Genomic DNA, 21,804 nt, shown 5'->3' on the forward strand with positions numbered 1-21,804 from the left:
GTGGTCAACCACAACGGCGTCATCATCATCGGCCACACCAACCTGGCCAGCATGGTCGCGGCCGACGCCTCGGCGCTCTATGCCCGCAACGTGCTGGACTTCCTCAAGCTGGTCGTCGACAAGGACGGCCAGTTCACGCTGAACCTTGAAGACGACATCGTCTCGGCCTGCCTGATGTGCAGGGACGGCAAGGTCGTGCGAGAGGCGGCGTAATTTCCACGGGCGCCATGCGCCCACTGCTTTTGCATCAAATATAAGGACGTATCACCCATGCAACGCATCATGCTCCGCGCCAAGCTCCACCGCGTCACCGTGACGCAGGCGGACCTCAACTACGAGGGTTCGTGCGGCATCGACCAGGACCTGCTGGACGCTGCCGACATGAAGGAGTTCGAGAAGATCGAGCTGTACAACGTGAACAACGGCGAGCGCTTCTCCACCTACATCATCAAGGGCGAGCGCGGCAGCGGCGAGATCTCGCTGAACGGCGCCGCGGCCCGCCGCGCGCACCTGGGCGACCAGCTGATCATCTGCACCTACGCGCCGATGAGCGACGAGGAAATCGCCGCCTACAAGCCCAAGGTCATCCTGGTGAACGAGAAGAACGGCATCAAGGAAATCAAGAAGTTCTGAGGGTTTGCTCCCCTCTCCCGCCTGCGGGAGAGGGGCAGGGGGAGAGGGCAGGCGCTGGCATACCGCCGGCCTGACTTCGTGGGCAAGCCCGCCCTCTCCCCAACCCTCTCCCGCAAGCGGGAGAGGGGGCACGCAATGGGTCGATCTGAGCCACTGGACCTTGACGTGCCCTGACCGCAATGCAGCAATAAGAATTCAGTAAAACGCCGCATCCCGGATTCAAAGCAACGGAGGAGAAGTCGATGGAGATGGTGAACCACACGGTGATCAACCTGATCATCTTCGTGCTGGCGATCTACGTGGGTTACCACGTGGTCTGGACGGTAACGCCAGCCCTGCATACGCCCCTGATGGCGGTGACCAATGCGATCTCGGCGATCATCATCGTCGGCGCCATGCTCGCCGCGGGCCTGACCGAAGGCGGGGTCGGGCGCGTGATGGGCACGCTGGCGGTGGCGTTGGCCGCGGTCAATGTGTTCGGCGGCTTCCTGGTCACCCAGCGCATGCTGGAGATGTTCAAGAAGAAGGAACCGAAGGCCAAGGCGCCTGAGTCCAAGCCGGCGCTGGCCAGGGAGGGTGCGTGATGACCGGTCTTGTCAGCATGAACCTTGTCACCCTGCTCTACCTGGTGGCCTCGGTCTGCTTTATCCAGGCGCTCAAGGGCCTGTCGCACCCGGCCTCGGCGCGCAAGGGCAATGCCTTCGGCATGATCGGCATGGCCATTGCCGTGGTGACCACGCTGGTCCTGATCATCAAGCTGAAGAATGAATTCCTCGCGGCGGGCACGGCCCAGTCGTCGGTGGGCACGGGCCTGGCGCTGATCTTCGCCGCGCTCGTGGTCGGCGGCGGCATCGGCGCCTACGTGGCGAAGAAGGTGCAGATGACCAAGATGCCCGAGCTGGTCGCGGCGATGCACTCGCTGATCGGCCTGGCCGCGGTCTTCATCGCCGTGGCGGCGGTGGCCGAGCCGGCGGCGTTCGGCATCAGCCCGGCAGGCTCGCACCTGATCCCGCTGGGCAACCGTATCGAGCTCTTCATCGGCTGCTTCGTCGGCGCGATTACGTTCTCCGGCTCGGTGATCGCCTTCGGCAAGCTGGCCGGGCGCTACAAGTTCCGCCTGTTCCAGGGCGCGCCGGTGGTGTTTGCCGGCCAGCACTGGCTGAACCTGCTGCTGGCGGTGGCAATGGTGGGCTTCGGCGTCATCTTCTTCCTGTCGCAGGACTGGCTGCCGTTCCTGATCATGCTGGCGATCGCCTTCGTGCTGGGCGTGCTGATCATCATCCCGATCGGCGGCGCCGACATGCCGGTGGTGGTGTCGATGCTGAACTCGTACTCGGGCTGGGCAGCGGCGGGCATCGGCTTCTCGCTGAACAACCCGATGCTGATCATCGCGGGCTCGCTGGTGGGCTCCTCCGGTGCGATCCTGTCGTACATCATGTGCAAGGCGATGAACCGGTCGTTCTTCAACGTGCTGCTGGGCGGTTTCGGCGGCGCGACCGCGGCGGCGGCAACCGGCGACCAGCAGCAGCGCCCGGTCAAGTCGGGTTCCGCCGACGATGCCGCGTTCCTGATGGGCAACGCCGAGACCGTGATCATCGTGCCGGGCTATGGCCTGGCCGTGGCGCGCGCCCAACACGCGCTCAAGGAACTGACCGAGAAGCTGGCCGAAAAGGGCGTGACCGTGAAGTACGCGATCCACCCGGTGGCAGGCCGCATGCCGGGCCATATGAACGTGCTGCTGGCCGAGGCCGAGGTGCCGTACGACCAGGTCTTCGAGATGGAAGACATCAACAGCGAGTTCGGCCAGGCCGACGTGGTGCTGGTGCTGGGCGCCAACGACGTGGTCAACCCGGCGGCCAAGAACGACCCCCAGTCGCCGATTGCCGGGATGCCGATCCTGGAGGCCTACAAGGCCAAGACCATCATCGTCAACAAGCGCTCCATGGCCGCCGGCTACGCCGGGCTGGACAACGAGCTGTTCTACATGGACAAGACCATGATGGTGTTCGGCGACGCCAAGAAGGTGGTCGAGGATATGTTCAAGGCGGTCGACTAAGGCCGTCCGCGCGCCGCGCGCAGGCCCGGGCCATCCCGGCCCTGCCGCGGGCGCCTCCCGCCGCCGGCCCTGGCTGCAAGGCGTGCCTTGCAAGGCAGCCGTGGCGCGCTATACTGGCCTGCGAATGCGCACACTGGCTTGCCGCTTGCGCCACGCCCGTGCCGAACCACTGCGCCGAACCCCTGCCCGCCGCTCCATGACCTTCAACCCGCACGACAGGAACCTGTCGGTCTTCCATCACCCGGTCCTGACCGTCCTGGTCGATGACAGCAAGTCGTTCATCGACAGCCTGGCGTTCCAGATGGATGCCTCGCGCGCGGTGATCACCTTCACCGACCCGCGTGAAGCGCTGCAATGGATCCGCGAGGCCTATGCCACCCGCTTCCCGGGCTTCCTGCCGGTGCGCGTGACGCACGACGACCTCACCTTCCTGACCGAGCGGCGCACCGTGCAGCTCGACATCGACCGCATCTACCGCCAGATCCACGATTTCAAGCGCTTCCTGCAGCCGGGCGTGGTGGTGGTCGACTATTCGATGCCGCAGATGGACGGGCTGGAATTCTGCCAGGCGCTGCAGGACCTGCCCTGCAAGACCATCCTGCTGACCGGCACCGCCGACGAGAGCATCGCCGTGCAGGGCTTCAACCACGGGCTGATCGACCGCTACGTGAAGAAGCATGAAAGCAATATGGTCGAGCGGCTGGACCAGGAAATCGAGGCCATGCAGCAGGCGTACTTTGCCACGCTGTCGCGCACGCTGCGCGAGCTGCTGACGCGGCATTCCTTTTCGTTCCTGTCCGATCCGGCCATCACCGAGCGCGTGCGCCAGCTGATCGCGCGCTATGGCTTTGTCGAGTACTACCTGTACCCCAACCCGGCCGGCATCCTGCTGCTGACCGCGCAGGGCCACGCCACGCTGATGGTGATCGAGACCCGCGCCGGGCTGATGAGCCAGGTGGAATCGGCCGAGGCCTACGATGCCCCGGCGGCACTGATCGAAGGCCTGCGCGAAGGCCGGCTGGTGCCGTTCTTCTGGCCCGGCAACGGCATGTACACGCCGGCGTGCGTGGACTGGGAACAATACTGCCTGCCGGCCGAGCGCTGCGAAGGCAATGAAGAATTCATTTACGCGCTGTTCGACCTGCCGCGCCACCTGCTGCAGGAGCCGGTGGTCAGCCTGCAGGGCTTCCTGGCGGACTTCAGCCGCAATCCCGACGCACTGACGGGGCGCAAGCGCCCCTGACCCGGCGGCCCGGCGCCGTCAGTCAGCCTGCGGCGCCCGGTTGGCGCCGCGCACCATGTCGAAGCGGAACAGCCGGCATTCGATATTGCCGTTGTAGAGCGGCGTGCGGCGCGACTCCTTGAGCCGCAGCCGGCGCGGGAAGCCCATGTCGCCGGTAAACACCCACGCCTGCCAGCCCGCGAAATGCTGCTTGAGCGTGGTGGCGAAGGCACTGGCGAACTGGTTGGCGGCGGCCTCCTCCACCTCGTCGCGCGGCATCTCTTCCTCTGGCAGGCGGCGCTGGCCGCGCACCGCGATGCGCTCGCCGTACGGGGGATTCATCAACAGCAAACCCGGCTCATCAAAAGGCGGCTGCACGAAGCGCGCATCCACCTGCTTGGTGCGCGCCTCGCCCGGCAGGCCGGCACGCTCCCAGTTGGCGCGCGTGATCGCCAGCATGTCGGTGGAGATGTCCGAACCCACCACCTGCAGCTCATCGGCCGAGGCCAGCATGCGGGCGCGCTGCGCGTCCGACTTCAGCTTCTGCCAGGCCTTGGTGTCCATGCCCTTGAGCCATTCGAAGGCAAAGCTGCGGCTGCCGCCCGGCGCGATACCCAGCGCCACCTGCGCGGCCTCGATCAGGAAGGTGCCGCTGCCGCACATCGGGTCGTAGAAGGGCCGGAAGGTCTGGCCCGGCACCCAGCCCGCCAGGCGCAGGATGCCGGCGGCCAGGTTTTCCTTCAGCGGCGCCTCGCCCTTCTCGGTGCGCCAGCCGCGCTTGAACAGGGGCTCGCCGGTGGTGTCGAGGTACAGCGTGCAGTCACGCTCGGTCAGGTGGGCATAGATGCGCACATCCGGGCTGGCGGTATCGACGCTCGGGCGCGCGCCCACACGCTCGCGCAGGGCATCGCAGACCCCGTCCTTGACCCGCAGCGCGGTGAAATTCAGGCTGCGCAGCGGCGACTTGTGCGAGGTGATGTCCACGCGCAGCGATTCATCGGGCGAAAACCACTGCTCCCAGCGCACGCCGCGTGCCAGCGTATAGATGTCGTCTTCATGCCGGTAGCCGCGCGCGGCCACGCGCATCAGCACCCGGCTGGCAATGCGCGAATGCAGGTTGACCGCATAGGCGGCGGCCATCTCGCCCGAGAAATTGACGCCGCCCGGCACCTCCTGGTGCACCGTGAACGGCGCCAGCGCGGCCATGCCCGGCATCGCGGCGATCTCGCGCAGTTCTTCGGCGAGCGCGCTCTCCAGGCCGCGCGGGCAAGGGGCAAAGAAGGCTTGGGTCATGTGTTGGGTTTCCTGCAAACAAAAACGTCCGCCGTAGCGGACGGGGATCTATCCGAAGCTTAGCTCAAGCCGCCGCCAGGGCGCGCTCAAGGAAATCCAGCCGGTCCTGGCCCCAGAAGGGCTGGCCGTCATGGACGTACCACGGCGCGCCGAACACGCCGGCCGAAATCGCGTCCTGGGTGTTCTGCGCATAGGCCGCCTGCACCGACTGCGCCTCGCTGGCCCTGAGCAGGCTGGCGCCGTCCAGGCCGGCCTCGTCGGCAATCTGCGCCAGCGTGGCGGCATCGGCGATATTGCGCTGCTGCGCCCACACTGCCGCGCCGATGGCGCCGGTCAGCTGCATCGCGCGGGCGGTGCCGTGCGCCAGCTGCGCCGCGATGATCAGCTTGCTGGCCGCGTCGCCCGATACCGGGAAGAACGTCGGCTGCAGATGCAGCGGCAGGCCCAGGAAGTCGCTCCAGCGCGCCAGCTCCACCAGGCGGTAGGCCTGGCGCTGGGGCGGGCGCTGCGACAGCGGCAGCCCGCCGGAGACGGAAAACACCTTGCCCAGGTCGCACGGCTTCAGGTTCACCTGCGCGCCATGGCGCTCGGCGATGGCGGCAAAGCGCGCATGGCCCAGGTAGACGTACGGCGACTGCGGCGTCAGGTAATAGTCAACCAGCTTGCTCATTTCGGTTCCGCTACAGGATTGGCAACAACAGACCGGGCGCCAGGCTCAGAACGGCTTGACGACCACCAGGATCACCACCGCCAGCAGCACCAGCACCGGCAGCTCATTGAACCAGCGATAAAACTTGTGCGAGCGCGTATTGCGCCCCGCCTCGAACTTGCGCAGCAACACGCCGCAGCCATGGTGGTAGCCGATCAGCACCAGCACCAGCGCCAGCTTGGCGTGCATCCAGCCCTGCCCCGCGCCGCGGCCGATGCCGTAGCCCAGGTACAGCCACAGACCGAACACCACCGCCGGCACCGCCAGCATGGTCATAAAGCGGAACAGCTTGCGCGCCATCAGCAACAGGCGCTGCGTGCTGGCGGCGTCGGTTTCCAGCGCCAGGTTGACGAAGATGCGCGGCAGGTAGAACAGGCCGGCGAACCACGAGACCACGAAGACGATATGCAGCGCTTTGACCCAGAGCATCGGCAGAGAGACGTTCGAGAACGATTGTTATTGTTGTTGGCGCGCGAGCGTCAGGTGCGGATCTCGCCGTGCCCGAATACCACGTACTTCAGCGAGGTCAGCCCTTCCAGCCCGACCGGGCCGCGTGCATGCAGCTTGTCGTTGGAGATGCCGATCTCCGCGCCCAGGCCATACTCGAAGCCATCGGCAAAGCGGGTCGAGGCATTGATCATCACGCTGGCCGAATCGACCTCGCGGATAAAGCGCATGCCCGCCGAGTAGTTCTCGGTGATGATCGAATCGGTATGGTGCGAACCGTATTCGTTGATATGGGCGATGGCGTCGTCGAGTCCGGCCACGGTCTTGATGGCGAGGATCGGCGCCAGGTATTCCAGGCGCCAGTCTTCCTCGGCGGCATCGACCAGGCCGGTAAAGCCGGCGGCTTCCAGCGTGGCGCGGGTGGCCGGACACACGCGCAGCTCGACGCCCTTCTCCTGGTAGATGCGGCACAGCGGCGGCAGCGCGGCGGCGGCGATGTCCTGCGACACCAGCAGCGTCTCCATGGTGTTGCACGGCGCATAGCGCTGCGTCTTGGCGTTGTCGCAGACGCGCACAGCCTTGTCCAGGTCGGCATCGGCGTCGATATAGACGTGGCAGATGCCGTCCAGGTGCTTGATCATCGGCACGCGCGCTTCTTCCATCAGCCGCGCGATCAGGCTCTTGCCGCCGCGCGGCACGATCACGTCGACGTATTCGGTCATGGTGATCAGCCGGCCCACGGCGGCGCGGTCAGTGGTCTCGATCACCTGCACCGCCTCGGACGGCAGGCCGGCCGCGGACAGGCCCTCGGCCACCAGCGCCGCCAGCGCGGTGTTGGATTCGATTGCTTCGGAGCCGCCGCGCAGGATGGTGGCGTTGCCCGACTTCAGGCACAGCGCCGCGGCGTCGATGGTCACGTTCGGGCGCGACTCGTAGATGATGCCGATCACGCCCAGCGGCACGCGCATCTGGCCGACCTGGATGCCGGTCGGGCGGAACTTCATGTTCGAGATCTCGCCGATCGGGTCGGCCAGCGCGGCGATCTGCTCCAGGCCCGCGGCCATGGTGGCGATGGCCTTGTCCGACAGCGTCAGGCGGTCGATGAAGGCGGCGTCCTGGCCGTTGGCGCGGGCGCGTTCAACGTCACGCGCGTTGACCGCCTTGAGCTTGTCGGCATCGCGGCGGATGGCCGCGGCGATGGTCAGCAGCGCGCGGTTCTTGTCGGCCGTGGAGGCACGCGCCATGGCGCGCGACGCGGCGCGGGCCTGGCGGCCGACGCGGTCCATGTATTGGTTGAGGTCGAGCTCGTTCATGTCAGTGGCCCTGGGGTGGTGGCCGTCAGTGTGTTTTCCGTCCCCCCGCCGCACGCGGCGGGGGAAGCAAACCTGTGGAGTTGCGCGTTCAGCGCGCGATCATCAGGGCAAGCTGCTGCAGCCCGTCCCATGGTTCCGCCGGCAGCGGGCTGCCGCCCGGTGGCGGCAGGTCCGACAGGCCCTTGACCTGGCGGTCCAGCCGCGCCGCCAGCGCCAGCGCCGCTTCCAGCCTTGGCTGCGCCAGGCGCTGCGCGGCCTGCGGCACCAGCCGCTCGCGCGGGCCCCAGACGCGCAGCTCGCGCATCAGCACACCCGCCGGCTTGCCGGCCGCCAGCCCTTGCCGGACCTTGGATAATACGCGAATTTCCTCGGTCAGCGCCCACAGCACCAGCACCGTGGCCTCGCCCTCGCCGCGCAGCCCTTCGAGCATGCGCACCAGCCGCGGCACGTCGCCAGAGAGCATCGATTCAGACAGCTTGAACACGTCATAGCGGGCCACATTCAGCACCGCATCGTGCACCTGGTCGAAGGTGAGCTCGCCGGGCGGGTACAGCAGCCCCAGCTTCTGGATTTCCTGGTGCGCCGCCAGCAGGTTGCCCTCGACCTTGTCGGCGATGAACTGCAGCGCACGCCGGCCCGGCTCGCCGCCCTCGACACGCTGCTGCTGCAGCGACAGCCGCTCGCCGACCCAGGCCGGCAGCCGGGTGCGGTCCACGGAGTCGACCTTGATCGACACGCCGGCGCCTTCCAGCGCCTGGAACCAGGCCGACTTGGACGCGGCAAAATCCAGCCGCGGCAGCGTCACCAGCAGCACCACGTCGGGCGACGGCTGGGCGGCCACGGCGCGCAGCGCCTCGCCGCCGTCCTTGCCGGGCTTGCCCGACGGGATGCGGAGTTCAACGATCTTGCGGTCGCCAAAGAGCGACATCGACTGCTGCGCCTCGACCAGCTGGCCCCAGTGGAAGCCGCGCTCGGCCACCAGCACGTCGCGCTCGGAGAAGCCGGCTTCGCGCGCCGCGGCGCGCAGGCGGTCGACGGCTTCCAGCACCAGCAGGTGTTCGTCGCCATGTACCACGTACAGCGGTGCCAGGCCCTTGGCCTTGGCCTGCCTCAGGTGCGCGTCGAGCCCGTCGAGCTTGAGCTGCATGCCGTGATCAGATGGCCTTGACGGCGGCCAGCCGGCGCATCAGCTGCTGCACGATATCGCGCTGCATGTCGCGGTACAGCTGCTGCTCTTCGTAGTCCTTGGCCAGCGTGTTGGCTTCGTTGTAGGTCAGGTCGCGGGTCAGCACCAGCTGCGACGGCGCGATCAGTTCATTGCCGGCGGGGTCGCGCAGGCGGAAGGTGAAACGCTGCGTCAGGCGGTATTCACGCACCACGCCCTCGGTCGTGATCGACAGGATCGACTTGGTGCGGGTGTCCTGCAGCACGTCCAGCAGGGCGTCGGCCTCTTTCTGGTCGGCTACCACCTGGGTGTCGGAACCGCCGCGGATGGCGCGGCGCAGGTCCGCGCCCATCAGCGAATTGGCCGGAATCCCGATATAGAGCCGCTTGAAGGCGAAATCCGCGTTGCCGCGCATGTGGAAGCCGCAACCGGCCAGCAGGCCCGTTGCCGGCACTGCCAGCATTGCCGCGAGCACCTTGCGGCGCCCCATGTTCAGTCGCTTCATTCTTGGCGATTCCTTGTCAGGTTCCGGGGCCAGCTTACAACACCACGTTGACCAGGCGGCCGGGTACCACCACGATCTTCTTCGGCGCCTTGCCCTCGGCAAACTTGGCCACGGTCTCGCTGGCGGCGGCGGTTGCCTCGATCGCGGCGCGGTCGGCTTCGGCGGGCACGGTGATGCTGCCGCGCACCTTGCCGTTGATCTGCAGCACCAGTTCGATCTCGCTGCGCACCAGCGCGGCTTCATCGACCTGCGGCCACGGCGCGTCGAGCAGGTCGCCGGCTTCGGCGGCGTAGCCCAGCTGGTCCCACAGGCCGTGGGTGACGTGCGGCACCACCGGGTACAGCACGCGCAGCAGGATGCCGAAGCACTCGCGGCGCGCGGCCGGCGAAGCGGTCTTGGCGTCGTCCAGCGCGTTCAGCATCTTCATCGTGGCGGACACCACGGTGTTGTACTGGATGCGCTGGTAGTCGTAGTTGGCCTGCTTGAGCACGCCGTGGATCTCGCGGCGCAGGTCGGCGTCATCGGCAGTCGGCTTGCCGCCGGCGCCGTCGCGGATGGCCGCGGCATTGGCATAGCCGTAGTTCCACACGCGGCGCAGGAAGCGCGAGGCGCCCTCGACGCCCGAGCCGCTCCACTCAAGCTGCTGCTCCGGCGGCGCGGCGAACATCACGAACAGGCGCGCGGTGTCGGCGCCGTACTGGTCGATCAGCGCCTGCGGATCGATGCCGTTGTTCTTGGACTTCGACATCTTCTCGACGCCGCCGATCACCACCGGCTGGCCGTCGGCGATCAGCGTGGCGCCTACCGGACGGCCGCGCTCGTCGGTGCGCAGGTCGACCTCGGCCGGGTTGTACCAGTGCTTCTTGCCCGACGCGTCTTCACGGTAGTAGGTCTCGTTGAGCACCATGCCCTGCGTCAGCAGGTTGGTGAAGGGCTCGTCGAACTTGACCAGGCCCAGGTCGCGCATGACCTTGGTCCAGAAGCGTGCGTACAGCAGGTGCAGGATCGCGTGCTCGATGCCGCCGATGTACTGGTCCATCGGCATCCAGTAATCGTTGCGCGCATCGACCATGGTGGCCGCATCCGGGCAGGTATAGCGCATGTAGTACCAGCACGAGTCGATGAAGGTATCCATCGTGTCGGTCTCGCGGCGCGCCGGCTTGCCGCACGACGGGCAGGTGCACTGCAGGAAGCGCGCATCCTTGGCCAGCGGGTTGCCGGTGCCGTCCGGCACCAGGTCTTCGGGCAGCACCACCGGCAGGTCTTTCTCAGGGACCGGCACCACGCCGCAGCTGTCGCAGTGGATCAGCGGGATCGGCGTGCCCCAGTAGCGCTGGCGCGAGATGCCCCAGTCGCGCAGGCGCCAGGTCACCTTCTTCTCACCCAGGCCCTTGGCGCCCAGGTCGGCGGCAATGGCTTCGACCGCGGCCTGGTAGCCGAGGCCATCGTACTTGCCGCTGTGGATGCAGGTGCCCTGCTCCTTGTCGCCGTACCATTCCTGCCAGGCTTCGGTCGAGTACGGCTGGCCCTTCACGTCAATGACTTGCCTGATCGGCAGCTTGTACTTGAGCGCGAAGGCGAAGTCGCGCTCGTCGTGCGCGGGCACGCCCATCACGGCGCCGTCGCCGTAGCTCATCAGCACGTAGTTGCCGACCCACACGTCGACCTTCTCGCCGGTCAGCGGGTGCACCACTTGCAGGCCGGTCGGCATGCCCTTCTTCTCCATGGTCGCCATGTCGGCTTCCATGACCGAGCCGTGCTTGCATTCGTCGATAAAGGCAGCCAGTTCGGGGTTGTTCAGCGCGGCATGGGTGGCCAGCGGGTGCTCGGCGGCGACCGCGCAGAAGGTCACGCCCATGATGGTGTCGGCGCGCGTGGTGAACACGTACAGCTTGCCGTCATTGATCGGCTTGCCGTCCTCGCCGGGGATGTCGTGCGGGAACGCAAAGCGCACGCCCACGCTCTTGCCGATCCAGTTCTGCTGCATCACCTTGACGCGCTCGGGCCAGCCCAGCTGGTCCAGGTCGCCCAGCAGTTCCTCCGCATACTCGGTGATGCGCAGGTAGTACATCGGGATCTCGCGCTTTTCCACCACCGCGCCGGAGCGCCAGCCGCGGCCGTCGATGACCTGCTCGTTGGCCAGCACGGTCTGGTCGACCGGATCCCAGTTGACAGTGCCGGTCTTGCGGTAGGCGATGCCCTTTTCCAGCATCTTCAGGAACAGCCACTGGTTCCAGCGGTAGTAGTCCGGGCTGCAGGTGGCGACCTCGCGCGACCAGTCGATCGCCAGGCCCATCGACTGCATCTGCTTCTTCATGTAAGCGATGTTGTCGTAGGTCCAGGCCGCCGGCGCCACGCCGTTGTTCAGCGCGGCGTTCTCGGCCGGCATGCCGAAGGCGTCCCAGCCCATCGGCATCAGCACGTTGTTGCCGTTCATGCGCAGGTAGCGCGCCATCACGTCGTTGATGGTGTAGTTCCGCACGTGGCCCATGTGCAGCTTGCCCGACGGATACGGCAGCATCGAGCAGGCGTAGAACTTGGGCTTTTCCTTGCCGTCGGCCCCGGCCGCATGCTCCGACACGCGATAGGCGTCGATGGCTTGCCAGTGCTGCTGGGCGGCTTGTTCAACGGCGGAAGGAAGGTATTTGTCTTGCATGGTCGGGACAGCAGTCAGGACAACGTTTGCGCGGCAACTGGCCTGCCGGCATCCGGGGGAATCGTTGGAATGAGAGCAGCGGGCGCGCCGCTTGCGCGGCGCCCGCCGGGCGTGCAATGCGAAAGAAGATGATTATAACCGTGGCGGCAGGCCAGTTTCGGCCCTGCGCGCCCCGCGGCGCCTTACTTCAGGCCCAGCACGTCCTGCATGTCGAACAGGCCGTTGGGCTTGTCGGCGAGGAAACGGGCGGCGCGCACGGCACCGTCGGCATACGACTGGCGGCTGGAAGACTTGTGGCTGATCTCGATGCGCTCGCCGATGCCGGCGAACATCACGGTGTGGTCGCCGACGATATCGCCGCCGCGCACGGTGGCAAAACCGATCGAGTTGGGATTGCGCTCGCCGGTGTGGCCTTCGCGGGCATAGACGGCACAGGTCTTGAGGTCGCGGCCAAGCGCATCGGCAATCACTTCACCCATCTTCAGCGCGGTGCCCGACGGGGCATCGACCTTAAAGCGGTGATGCGCCTCGATCACTTCGATATCATAGCCAGTCGACAGCAGCCTGGCGGCCACTTCCAGCAGCTTGAAGGTGGCGTTGACACCGACGCTGAAGTTGGCGGCGAAGACGATCCCGATCGACCTGGCGGCCTCGGCCAACGCGGCCTTGCCGGCCTCGTCGAAGCCAGTGGTGCCGATCACCATCTTCACGCCCAGCTTCTTCGCCGCGGCCACGTGGGCCAGCGTGCCTTCGGGACGGGTGAAATCGATCAGGCAGTCCGCGCCGGCCAGCACCGCTTCCACATCGGAACTGATCGCCACACCGGTCTGCCGGCCCAGCAGCAGGCCCGCATCCTGGCCCAGCGCCGGCGAGCCCGGCACGTCGAGCGCGCCCGCGAGGCTCACGCCCTCGGTGTTCAGCACTTGTTCGATCAGCATGCGGCCCATGCGGCCCGATGCGCCTGCAATGGCGATGTTCATGGTGTCTGGCTCAGCGGAATATGCGCAATGCGCGGAAAGTGATCGAGCCGGCCATGCCTGACCGGCCCGGAAAACTGGTGGCGCGCCGCTGCCGGCGCGCCGTGCGGCCGATCAGTTGGCGGCCGGTTTGGGGGCCTGGGCCGGCGCCGCTGCCTCGGTGGGAGCGGCCGGCGATGCCGCAGGGGCGGGTGCCGCCTCCGGCTGCTGCGCCTGCCGCGGCACAAAGTTCTCCACCGTGGTCTGCGCTTCGGCCGGGGCGGCCGCGGCGGCTGTCGCGCCGGTGGAGATCTTGCCCGGCGTCTGGTCCTTCAGCGCCTTTTTCATGCCGTCGATCTCGGCAATCAGCTCATACTCGGACGGCAGTTCATCGCCACTGAACTTGACCAGCCGGTCGCCTTCGAAAAACACCGTGAAGCGGCGCTGCTGCACCACCGGGGTATTGCCGCGGCGGAACGAGAACACATAGTCCCAGCGGTTGGCGTGGAACACGTCATTCAGCAGCGGCGTGCCGAGCAGGAACTTGACCTGGTCGCGCGTCATGCCTTCGCGCAGTTGCGATACGGCCTCGCGCGAGACGAAATTGCCCTGCACGATGTTGATCCGGTACGGCGTGATGGCGTTGGCTACCTTGCGCGAGGTGGAATCGTAGGCTGAGCAGGCGCCGGCCAGCAGGGCCGCGGCCAGCAGGGGGACAACCAGCGTCGGGCGCATGGCGGACGAACGGATAGAACGCATGTATCTCGCTTCCGGGAGGGAAAGAAAAGTACCGCGGCACGGTACCGCAAAGCGGGCACAAAAACGGCGCAATATGCGCCGATTGCACCACACACGCCTGTTGCGCCTGCCGCGACAACCACATGGGACGGCAACCGTGCCGGGCGCGTGACGTCGACCTGGGACATCACTACCGCGAGCGACTTTTGCTGCCAAAACCCTTATGATTCAACTATCCAGTCATTGTACTCTAGGGAGTCACCCACATGCCGAGTCCGGCGGACCTCAAGAACATCGGCCTGAAGGCGACCGTGCCCAGGCTGAAGATTCTTGAAATTTTTCAGACCAGTGAGCAGCGGCACCTGAGCGCGGAAGACGTCTACCGTATCCTGCTGAACGAGCATATGGACATCGGCCTGGCCACCGTCTACCGCGTGCTGACCCAGTTCGAGCAGGCGGGCCTGCTCTCGCGCAACAACTTTGAATCCGGCAAGGCGATTTTCGAACTCAACGAAGGCAAGCACCATGACCACCTGGTGTGCCTCGACTGCGGCCGCGTCGAGGAGTTCTTCGACTCTGAAATCGAGCACCGCCAGCAAAGCATCGCGCGCGAGCGCGGCTTTACGCTGCAGGAACATGCACTGTCGCTGTACGGCAATTGCACCAAAACAGACTGTCCCCACAGACCCAAACGATAAGCCTGCACGCTCCACCGCGGAGCGCAGACGGGCAACAAAAAACCGGCGCCAGGCGCCGGTTTTTTGTTTGGGCTGCTCGCCGCAGGATGCTGCTCAGGGTGCCTGCAGGTCTTGCAGGTCCTGTTCGGTGACCACCCGTGCCGGGCGTGCCGGCGGCAGTCCGACAAACTCGCCCACCACCTGGCGGAACAGGTTGCGCGCCCACACCAGCATCGGATGGGTGTTGCGGCTGCGGTGCCAGAACATGTTCAGGCCGAGCATGGTGTTCAGTTCCGACGGCAGCGGGAAGGCCTTCAGGCCATAGGTCTCGCAGGCCATGTCCTTGGTCAGCGCATTGACGGTGAAGATCATGTCGGTCTGCGAGGCCAGTTCGGCCTGGGCACGCCATGAATGTACCGTCAGCGTCGCATTGCGCTTGAGCCCGCGCTGCTGCAGCGCGTAGTCGAGCGGAATCAGCGACGGCGCCGGGCGGCCGGAGCCGCCGGAATGCGCCATGAAGATATGGCCGCAATCCAGGTATTGCTCCAGCGAGCAGTGGTTCTTGAGCACCGGATGGCTCTTGCGCGCGCAAACCCACAGGTTCAGCGACGTCACCATTTCCTCGACGATTTCCGGGTGGCGTGTCGGGAACGGCGAAAAGGCCAGGTCAAGTTCATTGGCGCGCATCGAGGCGACGTCCGTTTCCCACGAATGGGATTCGACCAGCTTGATATGCAGGTCCGGCGCCAGCTGCTTGATACGCAGCACAAAACGGTTGAATACCGTGTCGCCCAGTTCAGCAGCGAAGCCGATGCTCAGCGTGCCGGTGGCAATGGCCGGATCAAAATTGTCGGCATCGCCCTCGTTGATCGACGACCACAAGTCCAGCATGTCGCGGATCTTCGGGCCCAGTTCCAGCGCACGCGGCGTTGGCGTCAGGCCATGCGGGACGCGGATGAAGAGCGGATCGTCAAAGATTTCACGCAGCCTGCCCAGCGAGTGCGATACGGCCGGTGCGGTCATATGCATCTTTTCCGCTACATAAGTGGCATTTCGCTTGCTCAGTAGTTCGGTGAAGATCACTAAAAGCTTCGTGTCTACGTTCACCATGATCAGGCCTCGGTCAGATTATTCTTAGCTAGATGGCCCCACCACTTGCACTGGCTGCACATCAGATTTCAACGGCGTCTTAATAGTGTAAGAGGAAAAAACAAGCTCGGAAAGCAAATTCGGCATTTCTGAAATGGCCGTCTACGCCATATTTCTGAAAAATTGCGCTCTTTTTCCACAATTGACCGCATATGTGAACATTTCCCGCGCCGCAACATGCACTCGTACATCCGGGTATAGTGGGTCCGCCGTTCCCATTTTTATCATTCTTTTCTGACGGCTCGATCCCGGCCATCATGCCTGAACATTTCCGCCTGCCCGTATCACTCCCGAAAGCCTACCGCTTGCTGAACCACGGCCCCACTGTGCTGGTCAGCGCCGCCGCCGGCGGCAAGCGCAATATCATGGCCGCCGCCTGGGCCATGCCGCTCGACTTCGCCCCGCCCAAGGTGGCAGTGGTGCTGGACAAGAGCACCTGGACCCGGCACCTGCTGGAAGACAGCGGCGAGTTCGTGTTGCAGGTCCCCACCGTCAGCCAGGTCGACCTGACCGAGGCACTGGGCTCCAGCTCGGGCCTGGCGCTGATGGAGCAGGAAGGCACCGACAAGTTCGACGCCTACGGCCTTGGCACCTTTGCCGGCACGGCGGTGGGCGCGCCGCTGCTGGAGGGCTGCGCGGCCTGGCTGGAATGCCGGCTGCTGCCGGAGCCGGCCACGCAGCAGACCTACGACCTGTTCCTTGGCGAAGTCGTGGCCGCTCATGCGGACTCGCGCGTGTTCAGCAACGGGCGCTGGCATTTCGACGGCCATGATGCGCTGCGCACCATCCACCATGTGGCTGGCGGCCATTTCCTGGTGGACGGCGACGCAATCGACGCGCGCCCACTGGCGCCCCGCCCGGCTGGCTGAATATCACAGCGCCGGAAAATGAAAAACGCGCCCGAAGGCGCGTTTTCCTTTACTGCGGAAGCTGCCGGATTACTTGGCCGCGACGCGGACCATTTCCAGCACCTTGTTCGAGTAGCCCCACTCGTTGTCGTACCAGCTCACGACCTTGATGAAGGTGCCGTCCAGCGCGATGCCGGCTTCGGCGTCGAAGATCGAGGTGCGGGCATCGCCGCGGAAGTCGGTGGCGACGACCTTGTCTTCGGTGTAGCCCAGCACACCCTTGAGCGCGCCCTGGCTCTGGGCCTTCATCTCGGCGCAGATTTCTTCGTACGTCGCCGACTTTTCCAGCTCGACGGTCAGGTCGACCACGGACACGTCCGAGGTCGGCACGCGGAACGACATGCCGGTCAGCTTCTTGTTCAGCTGCGGAATCACCACGCCCACGGCCTTGGCGGCGCCGGTCGACGACGGGATGATGTTTTCCAGGATGCCGCGGCCGCCGCGCCAGTCCTTGTTGGACGGGCCGTCAACGGTCTTCTGGGTGGCGGTGGCAGCGTGCACGGTGGTCATCAGGCCGCGCTTGATGCCCCACTTGTCGTTCAGCACCTTGGCCACCGGTGCCAGGCAGTTGGTGGTGCAGCTGGCGTTGGAGATGATCGCCTCGCCCTTGTACGACTCGTGGTTCACGCCGTACACGAACATCGGGGTGTCGTCCTTGGACGGGGCCGACATGATCACCTTCCTGGCGCCCGCGTCGAGGTGCTTCTGCGCGCCTTCCTTGGTCAGGAAGATGCCGGTCGATTCGACCACCACATCGGCGCCGATCTCGCCCCACTTCAGTTCGGCCGGATCCTTGACCGCGGTCAGGCGAATCTTCTTGCCGTTGACGACCAGGGTGTTGCCGTCGACCGACACTTCGCCGTCGAAGCGGCCATGCACCGAGTCGTACTTCAGCATGTATGCCAGGTAGTCGGGCTCCAGCAGGTCGTTGATGCCAACGACTTCGATGTCCTTGAAGTTGGCGACTGCGGCGCGGAACACCATGCGTCCGATGCGGCCGAAGCCGTTGATGCCGATCTTGATGGTCATGACTGTCTCTCCTGAGGATCGATTGAAACCGGTGGGCGCCGCACGGGCCGCGCGGCGCACCACGCGGCTCCAGCGCCCGGATGCTTAGATAAGGGTGTCCTTTACCGTTCGGACAACGTTGTCGACGGTAAAGCCGAAGTGCTTGAACAGCACGCCGGCCGGGGCCGACTCACCGAAGGTGTCAATGCCCACCACCGCCTGGACCTGGTACTTCCACCAGAAGTCCGTCACGCCCGCCTCGACCGCCACGCGCGGCACGCCGGCCGGCAGCACGCTGGCCTTGTAGGCGGTGTCCTGCTTGTCGAACACGGTGGTCGCGGGAATCGACACCACGCGCACGTGCACGCCTTCGGCGGCCAGTGCATCGGCGGCGCCGACGGCCAGGCCGACTTCCGAGCCGGTAGCCAGAATCACGGCGTCCGGACGGTTGGTCTTCGGGTTCACGCTGTCGCGCAGCACGTAGCCGCCGCGCGCGATATTGGCGCGCGTGACGTCGTCGCGGCGCTGGAACGGCAGGTTCTGGCGGCTGAAGATCAGGCAGCTCGGGCCGTTCTCGCGGCGGATCGCCTCGGCCCAGGCCACGGCGGTCTCGGTGGTGTCGGCGGTGCGCCAGACATCCATGTTCGGGATCAGGCGCAGGCTGGCAACGTGCTCGATCGACTGGTGGGTCGGGCCGTCTTCGCCCAGGCCGATCGAGTCATGGGTGAACACGAACAGCGAGCGGATCTTCATCAGCGCCGCCATGCGCAGCGCATTGCGGCTGTAGTCCGAGAAGGTCAGGAAGGTGGCGCCGTAGGGGATGTAGCCGCCGTGCAGCGTGATGCCGTTCATGACGGCGCTCATGCCGAACTCGCGCACGCCGTAGTTGATATGGTTGCCCCAGGCATCCACGCGCACGGCCTGGCTGCCCGACCAGTTGGTCAGGTTCGAGCCGGTCAGGTCGGCCGAACCGCCGAGGAACTCGGGCAGCACCGGGCCGAAGGCCTCGATGGTGTTCTGGCTGGCCTTGCGGGTGGCGATGGTCTCGGCCTTTTCCTCGCACTTGGCGATAAAGGCCTCAACTGCGGCGTCGAACGAACCCGGCAGTTCGCCCTTCATGCGGCGGCGGAACTCTCCGGCCTCATACGGGTGGCGCTCGGCGTAGGCATCGAACAGCGCGTTCCAGGCACGCTCCAGCGCCTGGCCGTTGGCCTTGGCGTCCCAGGCGTCGTAAACCTCGGCCGGCACTTCGAACGGGGCGTGGGCCCAGCCCAGCGCCTCGCGCGTGGCCAGCACTTCGGCGCCGCCCAGCGGGGCGCCGTGCACGTCGTGGCCGCCTTCCTTGTTCGGGGCGCCCTTGCCGATCTTGGTGCGGCAGCAGATCAGGGTCGGCTTGTCGCTGGCCTTGGCCTGCGAGATCGCCATGTCGACGGCGGTAACGTCATGGCCGTCGATGCCGCGGATCACGTTCCAGCCGTAGGCCTCGAACCGCTTCGGGGTATCGTCATTGAACCAGTGCACCACGTCGCCGTCGATCGAGATGCCGTTGTCGTCCCACAGTGCGATCAGCTTGTTCAGCTTCAGCGTGCCGGCCAGCGAGCAGGCCTCGTGGCTGATGCCTTCCATCAGGCAGCCGTCGCCCAGGAACACATAGGTGTGGTGGTTGACGATGTCGTAGCCGGGGCGGTTGAATTCTTCACCCAGCAGGCGTTCGGCCAGCGCCATGCCGACTGCGTTGGTGATGCCCTGGCCGAGCGGGCCGGTGGTGGTTTCCACGCCCGGGGTGATGCCGTATTCCGGGTGGCCGGCGGTCTTGCTGTGCAGCTGGCGGAAATTCTTCAGCTCTTCCACCGGCAGTTCATAGCCGGTCAGGTGCAAGAGCGAATAGATCAGCATCGAGCCGTGGCCGTTGGACAGCACGAAGCGGTCGCGGTCGGCCCACTGGGGGTTGCCCGGGTTGTGCTTCAGGTGCCGGCCCCACAGCGCCACGGCGATGTCTGCCATGCCCATCGGTGCACCGGGGTGGCCGGAATTGGCCTGCTGGACGGCGTCCATGGCAAGCACGCGGATGGCGTCGGCCATCAGCTTGGCGGGCTGGGAAGCAAAAGGGCTTGTGGCGGGATGGGCAAGGGCGGACATGCGGGCGGTCTTGGACGTGAGCGGGCGTGAGCCTGACGGTGACGGCAGGAAAACCGCAATTTTAGCAGAAGCTAGGGGGTTTTCCGGACTCCCGGACAGCCCCCGCGGCGCAGTCCGCGCGATCACCGCAGGCCGCCTGGCACGGCCCCGCCCCCGGCACCGGAACTATCCGGCCCCTCACATGCCTGATGCTTCACCCCGACAGCGCCAGCTTCACCGCTGCGCCGCACTTCGACAGCGTAGCGCGGCACGCGTAAGATGCACTCTCGCACCGCGCGGCACGCCAGCCGCGCCGGGTTTCCCGCACTCAGGAGACGATCATGACCAGACCGGCCAACACCCCCTGGCTCACCCCCTACCTGACCGTCGCCAACGGGCGCGCCGCACTGGACTTCTACAGCCGCGCCTTCGGCTTCACGGCCGGCAACGTGGTCGACGAAAACGGCGTGCCGACCCACGCCGAGATGCACTACCAGGGCCAACTGGTGGTGATGTTCGCGCCCGAGGGCGCCTGGGGCAGCACCGCGCGCACGCCGCGCTCGCTGGGCGTCGAGTGCCCGCAGACCTTCTATGTCTATTGCGACGATGTCGACGCCATGCACCAGCGCGCGGTCGACGCCGGCGCGGTCAGCCTGATGGCGCCGGCCGACCAGTTCTGGGGCGACCGCTACTGCATGGTTGAAGATCCCGACGGCTACCGCTGGGGCTTCGGCAAGCCGCTGGAACAGGCAGCAGGCCAGGCAAGCTGATGGCACCACGCTTCTTCGTCGGCGGCACGGACACCGTCCTGGCCGCCGAATCCGATTTTCCGCTGCCTGAGCCGGTGGTGCGCCACGTGCAGGTGCTGCGCCTGGTGCCGGGCGACGCCATGACGCTGTTCGACGGCCGCGGCGGCAGCCACGCGGCCACGCTGGTCGAGCTGGGCAAGCGCCACGCGCTGGCGCGCATCGGCGCGCATGACGCGGCCGAAGCCGAGCCGCCCTTCCGTGTCACGCTGGCCCAGGGCCTGGCCGGCGGCGACAAGATGGACTGGCTGATCGAAAAGGCGGTCGAACTGGGCGTCACGGCAATCCAGCCGCTGCAGGCCAGCCGCTCGGTGGTGCGCCTGTCGGGCGAGCGCGCGCACAAGCGCCACGCGCACTGGCAGGCGCTGGTGCAGGCCGCCTGCGAGCAATGCGGCCGCAATCGCTTGCCGGAGGTTGCGCCGGTCGCTAACTTTGAGACATGGCTGGCGCAGTCCGCGGCTGGCGGTGCCAGGCTGCTGGTATCGCCGCGCGCCACGCATTCGCTGCCAGCGTTCATCGCCGAACAGCGCGAAAGCTTGCTGGCCGGCGGCGTTACGCTGCTGATCGGCCCCGAAGGCGGCCTGGCGCCCGACGAAGAGCAGGCGGCAAGACAGGCGGGTTTCACCGGCGTGTCGCTCGGCCCCCGCATCCTGCGCACTGAAACCGCCGGGCTGGCATGCCTGGCAACCCTTAACGCCTTGCTTGGCGGATTCTGACGGCGGCGGCCATCCGGTCATCGCGTCAACCTTGCAACCCTGACTGAAAGGAGTCGACCATGGGACTACTCGATAGCGTGCTGGGCGGTGTGCTCGGACAACTCGGCGGCGCGCGTGGCGAGGCAGGCAGTACCGGAGGGCTCGACCCCAAGCTGATGATGGCGCTTGGCCTGCTGGCAACGCTGGCCATGCGTAGCCGCGGACAAGCAGACGATGCGGCGCCTGTCGATGACGGCCTGGGCGGACTGGGCAGCCTCGGCGGGCTGCTGGGCGGCATGCTCGGCGGCGGCGGTGCCGGCGCAGCGCCCGGCGGCGCCACCGGCGGCCTGGACCTTGGCTCGCTGCTGGGCGGACTGCTTGGCGGCCAGGGTGGCGCCCCGGCCAACAGCCAGGCACTGGGCGCGGCCGCCGGCGGCATCGGCGCGCTGCAGCAGATCCTGGCGCAGGCCGGGCTGGGCGAACAGGTGAACTCGTGGATCGGCAGCGGCGCCAACCAGCCGGTCACGCCATCGGCGCTGAGCAGCGCGCTGGGCGACACCGGCACGCTCGAATCGCTGGCACAGACCACCGGCATGTCGCAGGATGACGTGGCCGCGCAACTGAGCGAAGGATTGCCGGAACTGATCGACCGCCTCACGCCGCATGGGCATCTGCCGGCGCAGGAATAGGACCAGCACCTCGCCGGAAAGCAAAAAGCCCGCAATTGCGGGCTTTTTGCTTGATTCGCCT

The 21,804-nt window shown here is 66.3% G+C and carries 21 protein-coding genes and 1 pseudogene; 10 read left to right on the forward strand and 12 right to left on the reverse strand.

The window, feature by feature from the left end:
• The 5 genes and pseudogenes from AC3WQZ_RS18430 to AC3WQZ_RS18450 all read left to right on the forward strand — a co-directional run.
• A pseudogene (locus tag AC3WQZ_RS18430) lies at positions 1-213 on the forward strand (NAD(P)(+) transhydrogenase (Re/Si-specific) subunit alpha); the annotation flags it as partial.
• A gap of 57 nt (positions 214-270) precedes the next feature.
• Positions 271-633, forward strand: coding sequence for an aspartate 1-decarboxylase (gene panD, locus AC3WQZ_RS18435; protein WP_010815077.1), 363 nt, complete (start codon positions 271-273; stop codon positions 631-633).
• A 242-nt stretch (positions 634-875) separates the two neighbouring features.
• Entirely contained in the window at positions 876-1,217 is a 342-nt protein-coding gene (locus AC3WQZ_RS18440) for an NAD(P) transhydrogenase subunit alpha part 2 (protein ID WP_010813224.1), read from the forward strand.
• On the forward strand, positions 1,217-2,689 hold the full coding sequence (locus AC3WQZ_RS18445) for an NAD(P)(+) transhydrogenase (Re/Si-specific) subunit beta (RefSeq protein WP_010813223.1): 1,473 nt from the start codon (positions 1,217-1,219) through the stop codon (positions 2,687-2,689). Before AC3WQZ_RS18440 ends, AC3WQZ_RS18445 begins: the two co-directional genes overlap by 1 nt.
• Positions 2,690-2,885: 196 nt before the next feature.
• Positions 2,886-3,932: a response regulator gene (locus AC3WQZ_RS18450; protein WP_010813222.1), complete on the forward strand. Its 1,047-nt coding sequence runs from the start codon at positions 2,886-2,888 to the stop codon at positions 3,930-3,932.
• An 18-nt stretch (positions 3,933-3,950) separates the two neighbouring features.
• Here AC3WQZ_RS18450 and AC3WQZ_RS18455 read toward each other — a convergent pair whose 3' ends face one another.
• The 9 genes from AC3WQZ_RS18455 to AC3WQZ_RS18495 form a co-directional block, all read right to left on the reverse strand.
• A complete protein-coding gene (locus AC3WQZ_RS18455) occupies positions 3,951-5,204 on the reverse strand; it encodes a THUMP domain-containing class I SAM-dependent RNA methyltransferase (protein ID WP_010813221.1) in 1,254 nt (417 codons plus the stop codon).
• Between the two features lie 64 nt (positions 5,205-5,268).
• Positions 5,269-5,874, reverse strand: coding sequence for a 2-hydroxychromene-2-carboxylate isomerase (locus tag AC3WQZ_RS18460; RefSeq protein WP_010813220.1), 606 nt, complete (start codon positions 5,872-5,874; stop codon positions 5,269-5,271).
• Positions 5,875-5,919: 45 nt separating this feature from the next.
• The gene (locus AC3WQZ_RS18465; protein WP_010813219.1) at positions 5,920-6,342 is read right to left on the reverse strand and encodes a CopD family protein; all 423 of its coding nucleotides are present in this window, start codon (positions 6,340-6,342) and stop codon (positions 5,920-5,922) included.
• A 50-nt stretch (positions 6,343-6,392) separates the two neighbouring features.
• Positions 6,393-7,673: a glutamate-5-semialdehyde dehydrogenase gene (locus tag AC3WQZ_RS18470; RefSeq protein ID WP_454749658.1), complete on the reverse strand. Its 1,281-nt coding sequence runs from the start codon at positions 7,671-7,673 to the stop codon at positions 6,393-6,395.
• An 88-nt stretch (positions 7,674-7,761) separates the two neighbouring features.
• Positions 7,762-8,820, reverse strand: coding sequence for a DNA polymerase III subunit delta (holA, locus tag AC3WQZ_RS18475; RefSeq protein WP_011616007.1), 1,059 nt, complete (start codon positions 8,818-8,820; stop codon positions 7,762-7,764).
• 7 nt (positions 8,821-8,827) lie between these two features.
• Positions 8,828-9,343: an LPS-assembly lipoprotein LptE gene (locus tag AC3WQZ_RS18480; RefSeq protein ID WP_010813216.1), complete on the reverse strand. Its 516-nt coding sequence runs from the start codon at positions 9,341-9,343 to the stop codon at positions 8,828-8,830.
• A 34-nt stretch (positions 9,344-9,377) separates the two neighbouring features.
• Positions 9,378-11,999: a leucine--tRNA ligase gene (leuS, locus tag AC3WQZ_RS18485; protein ID WP_010813215.1), complete on the reverse strand. Its 2,622-nt coding sequence runs from the start codon at positions 11,997-11,999 to the stop codon at positions 9,378-9,380.
• Between the two features lie 182 nt (positions 12,000-12,181).
• Entirely contained in the window at positions 12,182-12,979 is a 798-nt protein-coding gene (gene dapB, locus AC3WQZ_RS18490) for a 4-hydroxy-tetrahydrodipicolinate reductase (protein ID WP_011616009.1), read from the reverse strand.
• Between the two features lie 111 nt (positions 12,980-13,090).
• Complete coding sequence (locus AC3WQZ_RS18495; protein ID WP_011616010.1) at positions 13,091-13,714, reverse strand: outer membrane protein assembly factor BamE; 624 nt, start codon at positions 13,712-13,714, stop codon at positions 13,091-13,093.
• A gap of 245 nt (positions 13,715-13,959) precedes the next feature.
• Between AC3WQZ_RS18495 and fur the strand changes: the two genes are divergently transcribed.
• Positions 13,960-14,391: a ferric iron uptake transcriptional regulator gene (gene fur / locus AC3WQZ_RS18500; protein WP_010813212.1), complete on the forward strand. Its 432-nt coding sequence runs from the start codon at positions 13,960-13,962 to the stop codon at positions 14,389-14,391.
• 93 nt (positions 14,392-14,484) lie between these two features.
• Here fur and AC3WQZ_RS18505 read toward each other — a convergent pair whose 3' ends face one another.
• Positions 14,485-15,480, reverse strand: coding sequence for a LysR family transcriptional regulator (locus AC3WQZ_RS18505; RefSeq protein ID WP_011616011.1), 996 nt, complete (start codon positions 15,478-15,480; stop codon positions 14,485-14,487).
• Between the two features lie 296 nt (positions 15,481-15,776).
• On the opposite strand from AC3WQZ_RS18505, the gene AC3WQZ_RS18510 reads away from it, so the two are divergent.
• Positions 15,777-16,388, forward strand: a complete 612-nt coding sequence (locus AC3WQZ_RS18510) for a flavin reductase family protein (protein WP_011616012.1) — start codon at positions 15,777-15,779, stop codon at positions 16,386-16,388.
• 69 nt (positions 16,389-16,457) lie between these two features.
• On the opposite strand, the gene gap is transcribed toward AC3WQZ_RS18510, so the two are convergent.
• Entirely contained in the window at positions 16,458-17,456 is a 999-nt protein-coding gene (gene gap, locus AC3WQZ_RS18515; RefSeq protein WP_078197839.1) for a type I glyceraldehyde-3-phosphate dehydrogenase, read from the reverse strand.
• An 84-nt stretch (positions 17,457-17,540) separates the two neighbouring features.
• A complete protein-coding gene (gene tkt, locus AC3WQZ_RS18520; protein WP_011616013.1) occupies positions 17,541-19,574 on the reverse strand; it encodes a transketolase in 2,034 nt (677 codons plus the stop codon).
• A 320-nt stretch (positions 19,575-19,894) separates the two neighbouring features.
• Here tkt and AC3WQZ_RS18525 point away from each other — a divergent pair, with 320 nt between their 5' ends.
• The 3 genes from AC3WQZ_RS18525 to AC3WQZ_RS18535 are packed head-to-tail and all read left to right on the forward strand — an operon-like array spanning position 19,895 to position 21,743.
• Positions 19,895-20,323: a VOC family protein gene (locus AC3WQZ_RS18525; protein WP_010813207.1), complete on the forward strand. Its 429-nt coding sequence runs from the start codon at positions 19,895-19,897 to the stop codon at positions 20,321-20,323.
• Positions 20,323-21,075, forward strand: a complete 753-nt coding sequence (locus AC3WQZ_RS18530) for a 16S rRNA (uracil(1498)-N(3))-methyltransferase (RefSeq protein WP_058698820.1) — start codon at positions 20,323-20,325, stop codon at positions 21,073-21,075. The genes AC3WQZ_RS18525 and AC3WQZ_RS18530 overlap by 1 nt, the downstream gene beginning before the upstream one ends.
• Positions 21,076-21,134: 59 nt before the next feature.
• On the forward strand, positions 21,135-21,743 hold the full coding sequence (locus tag AC3WQZ_RS18535; RefSeq protein WP_492301011.1) for a YidB family protein: 609 nt from the start codon (positions 21,135-21,137) through the stop codon (positions 21,741-21,743).
• Positions 21,744-21,804 lie beyond the last annotated feature (61 nt).

It is taken from the genome of Cupriavidus sp. FW305-26, assembly GCF_058787975.1.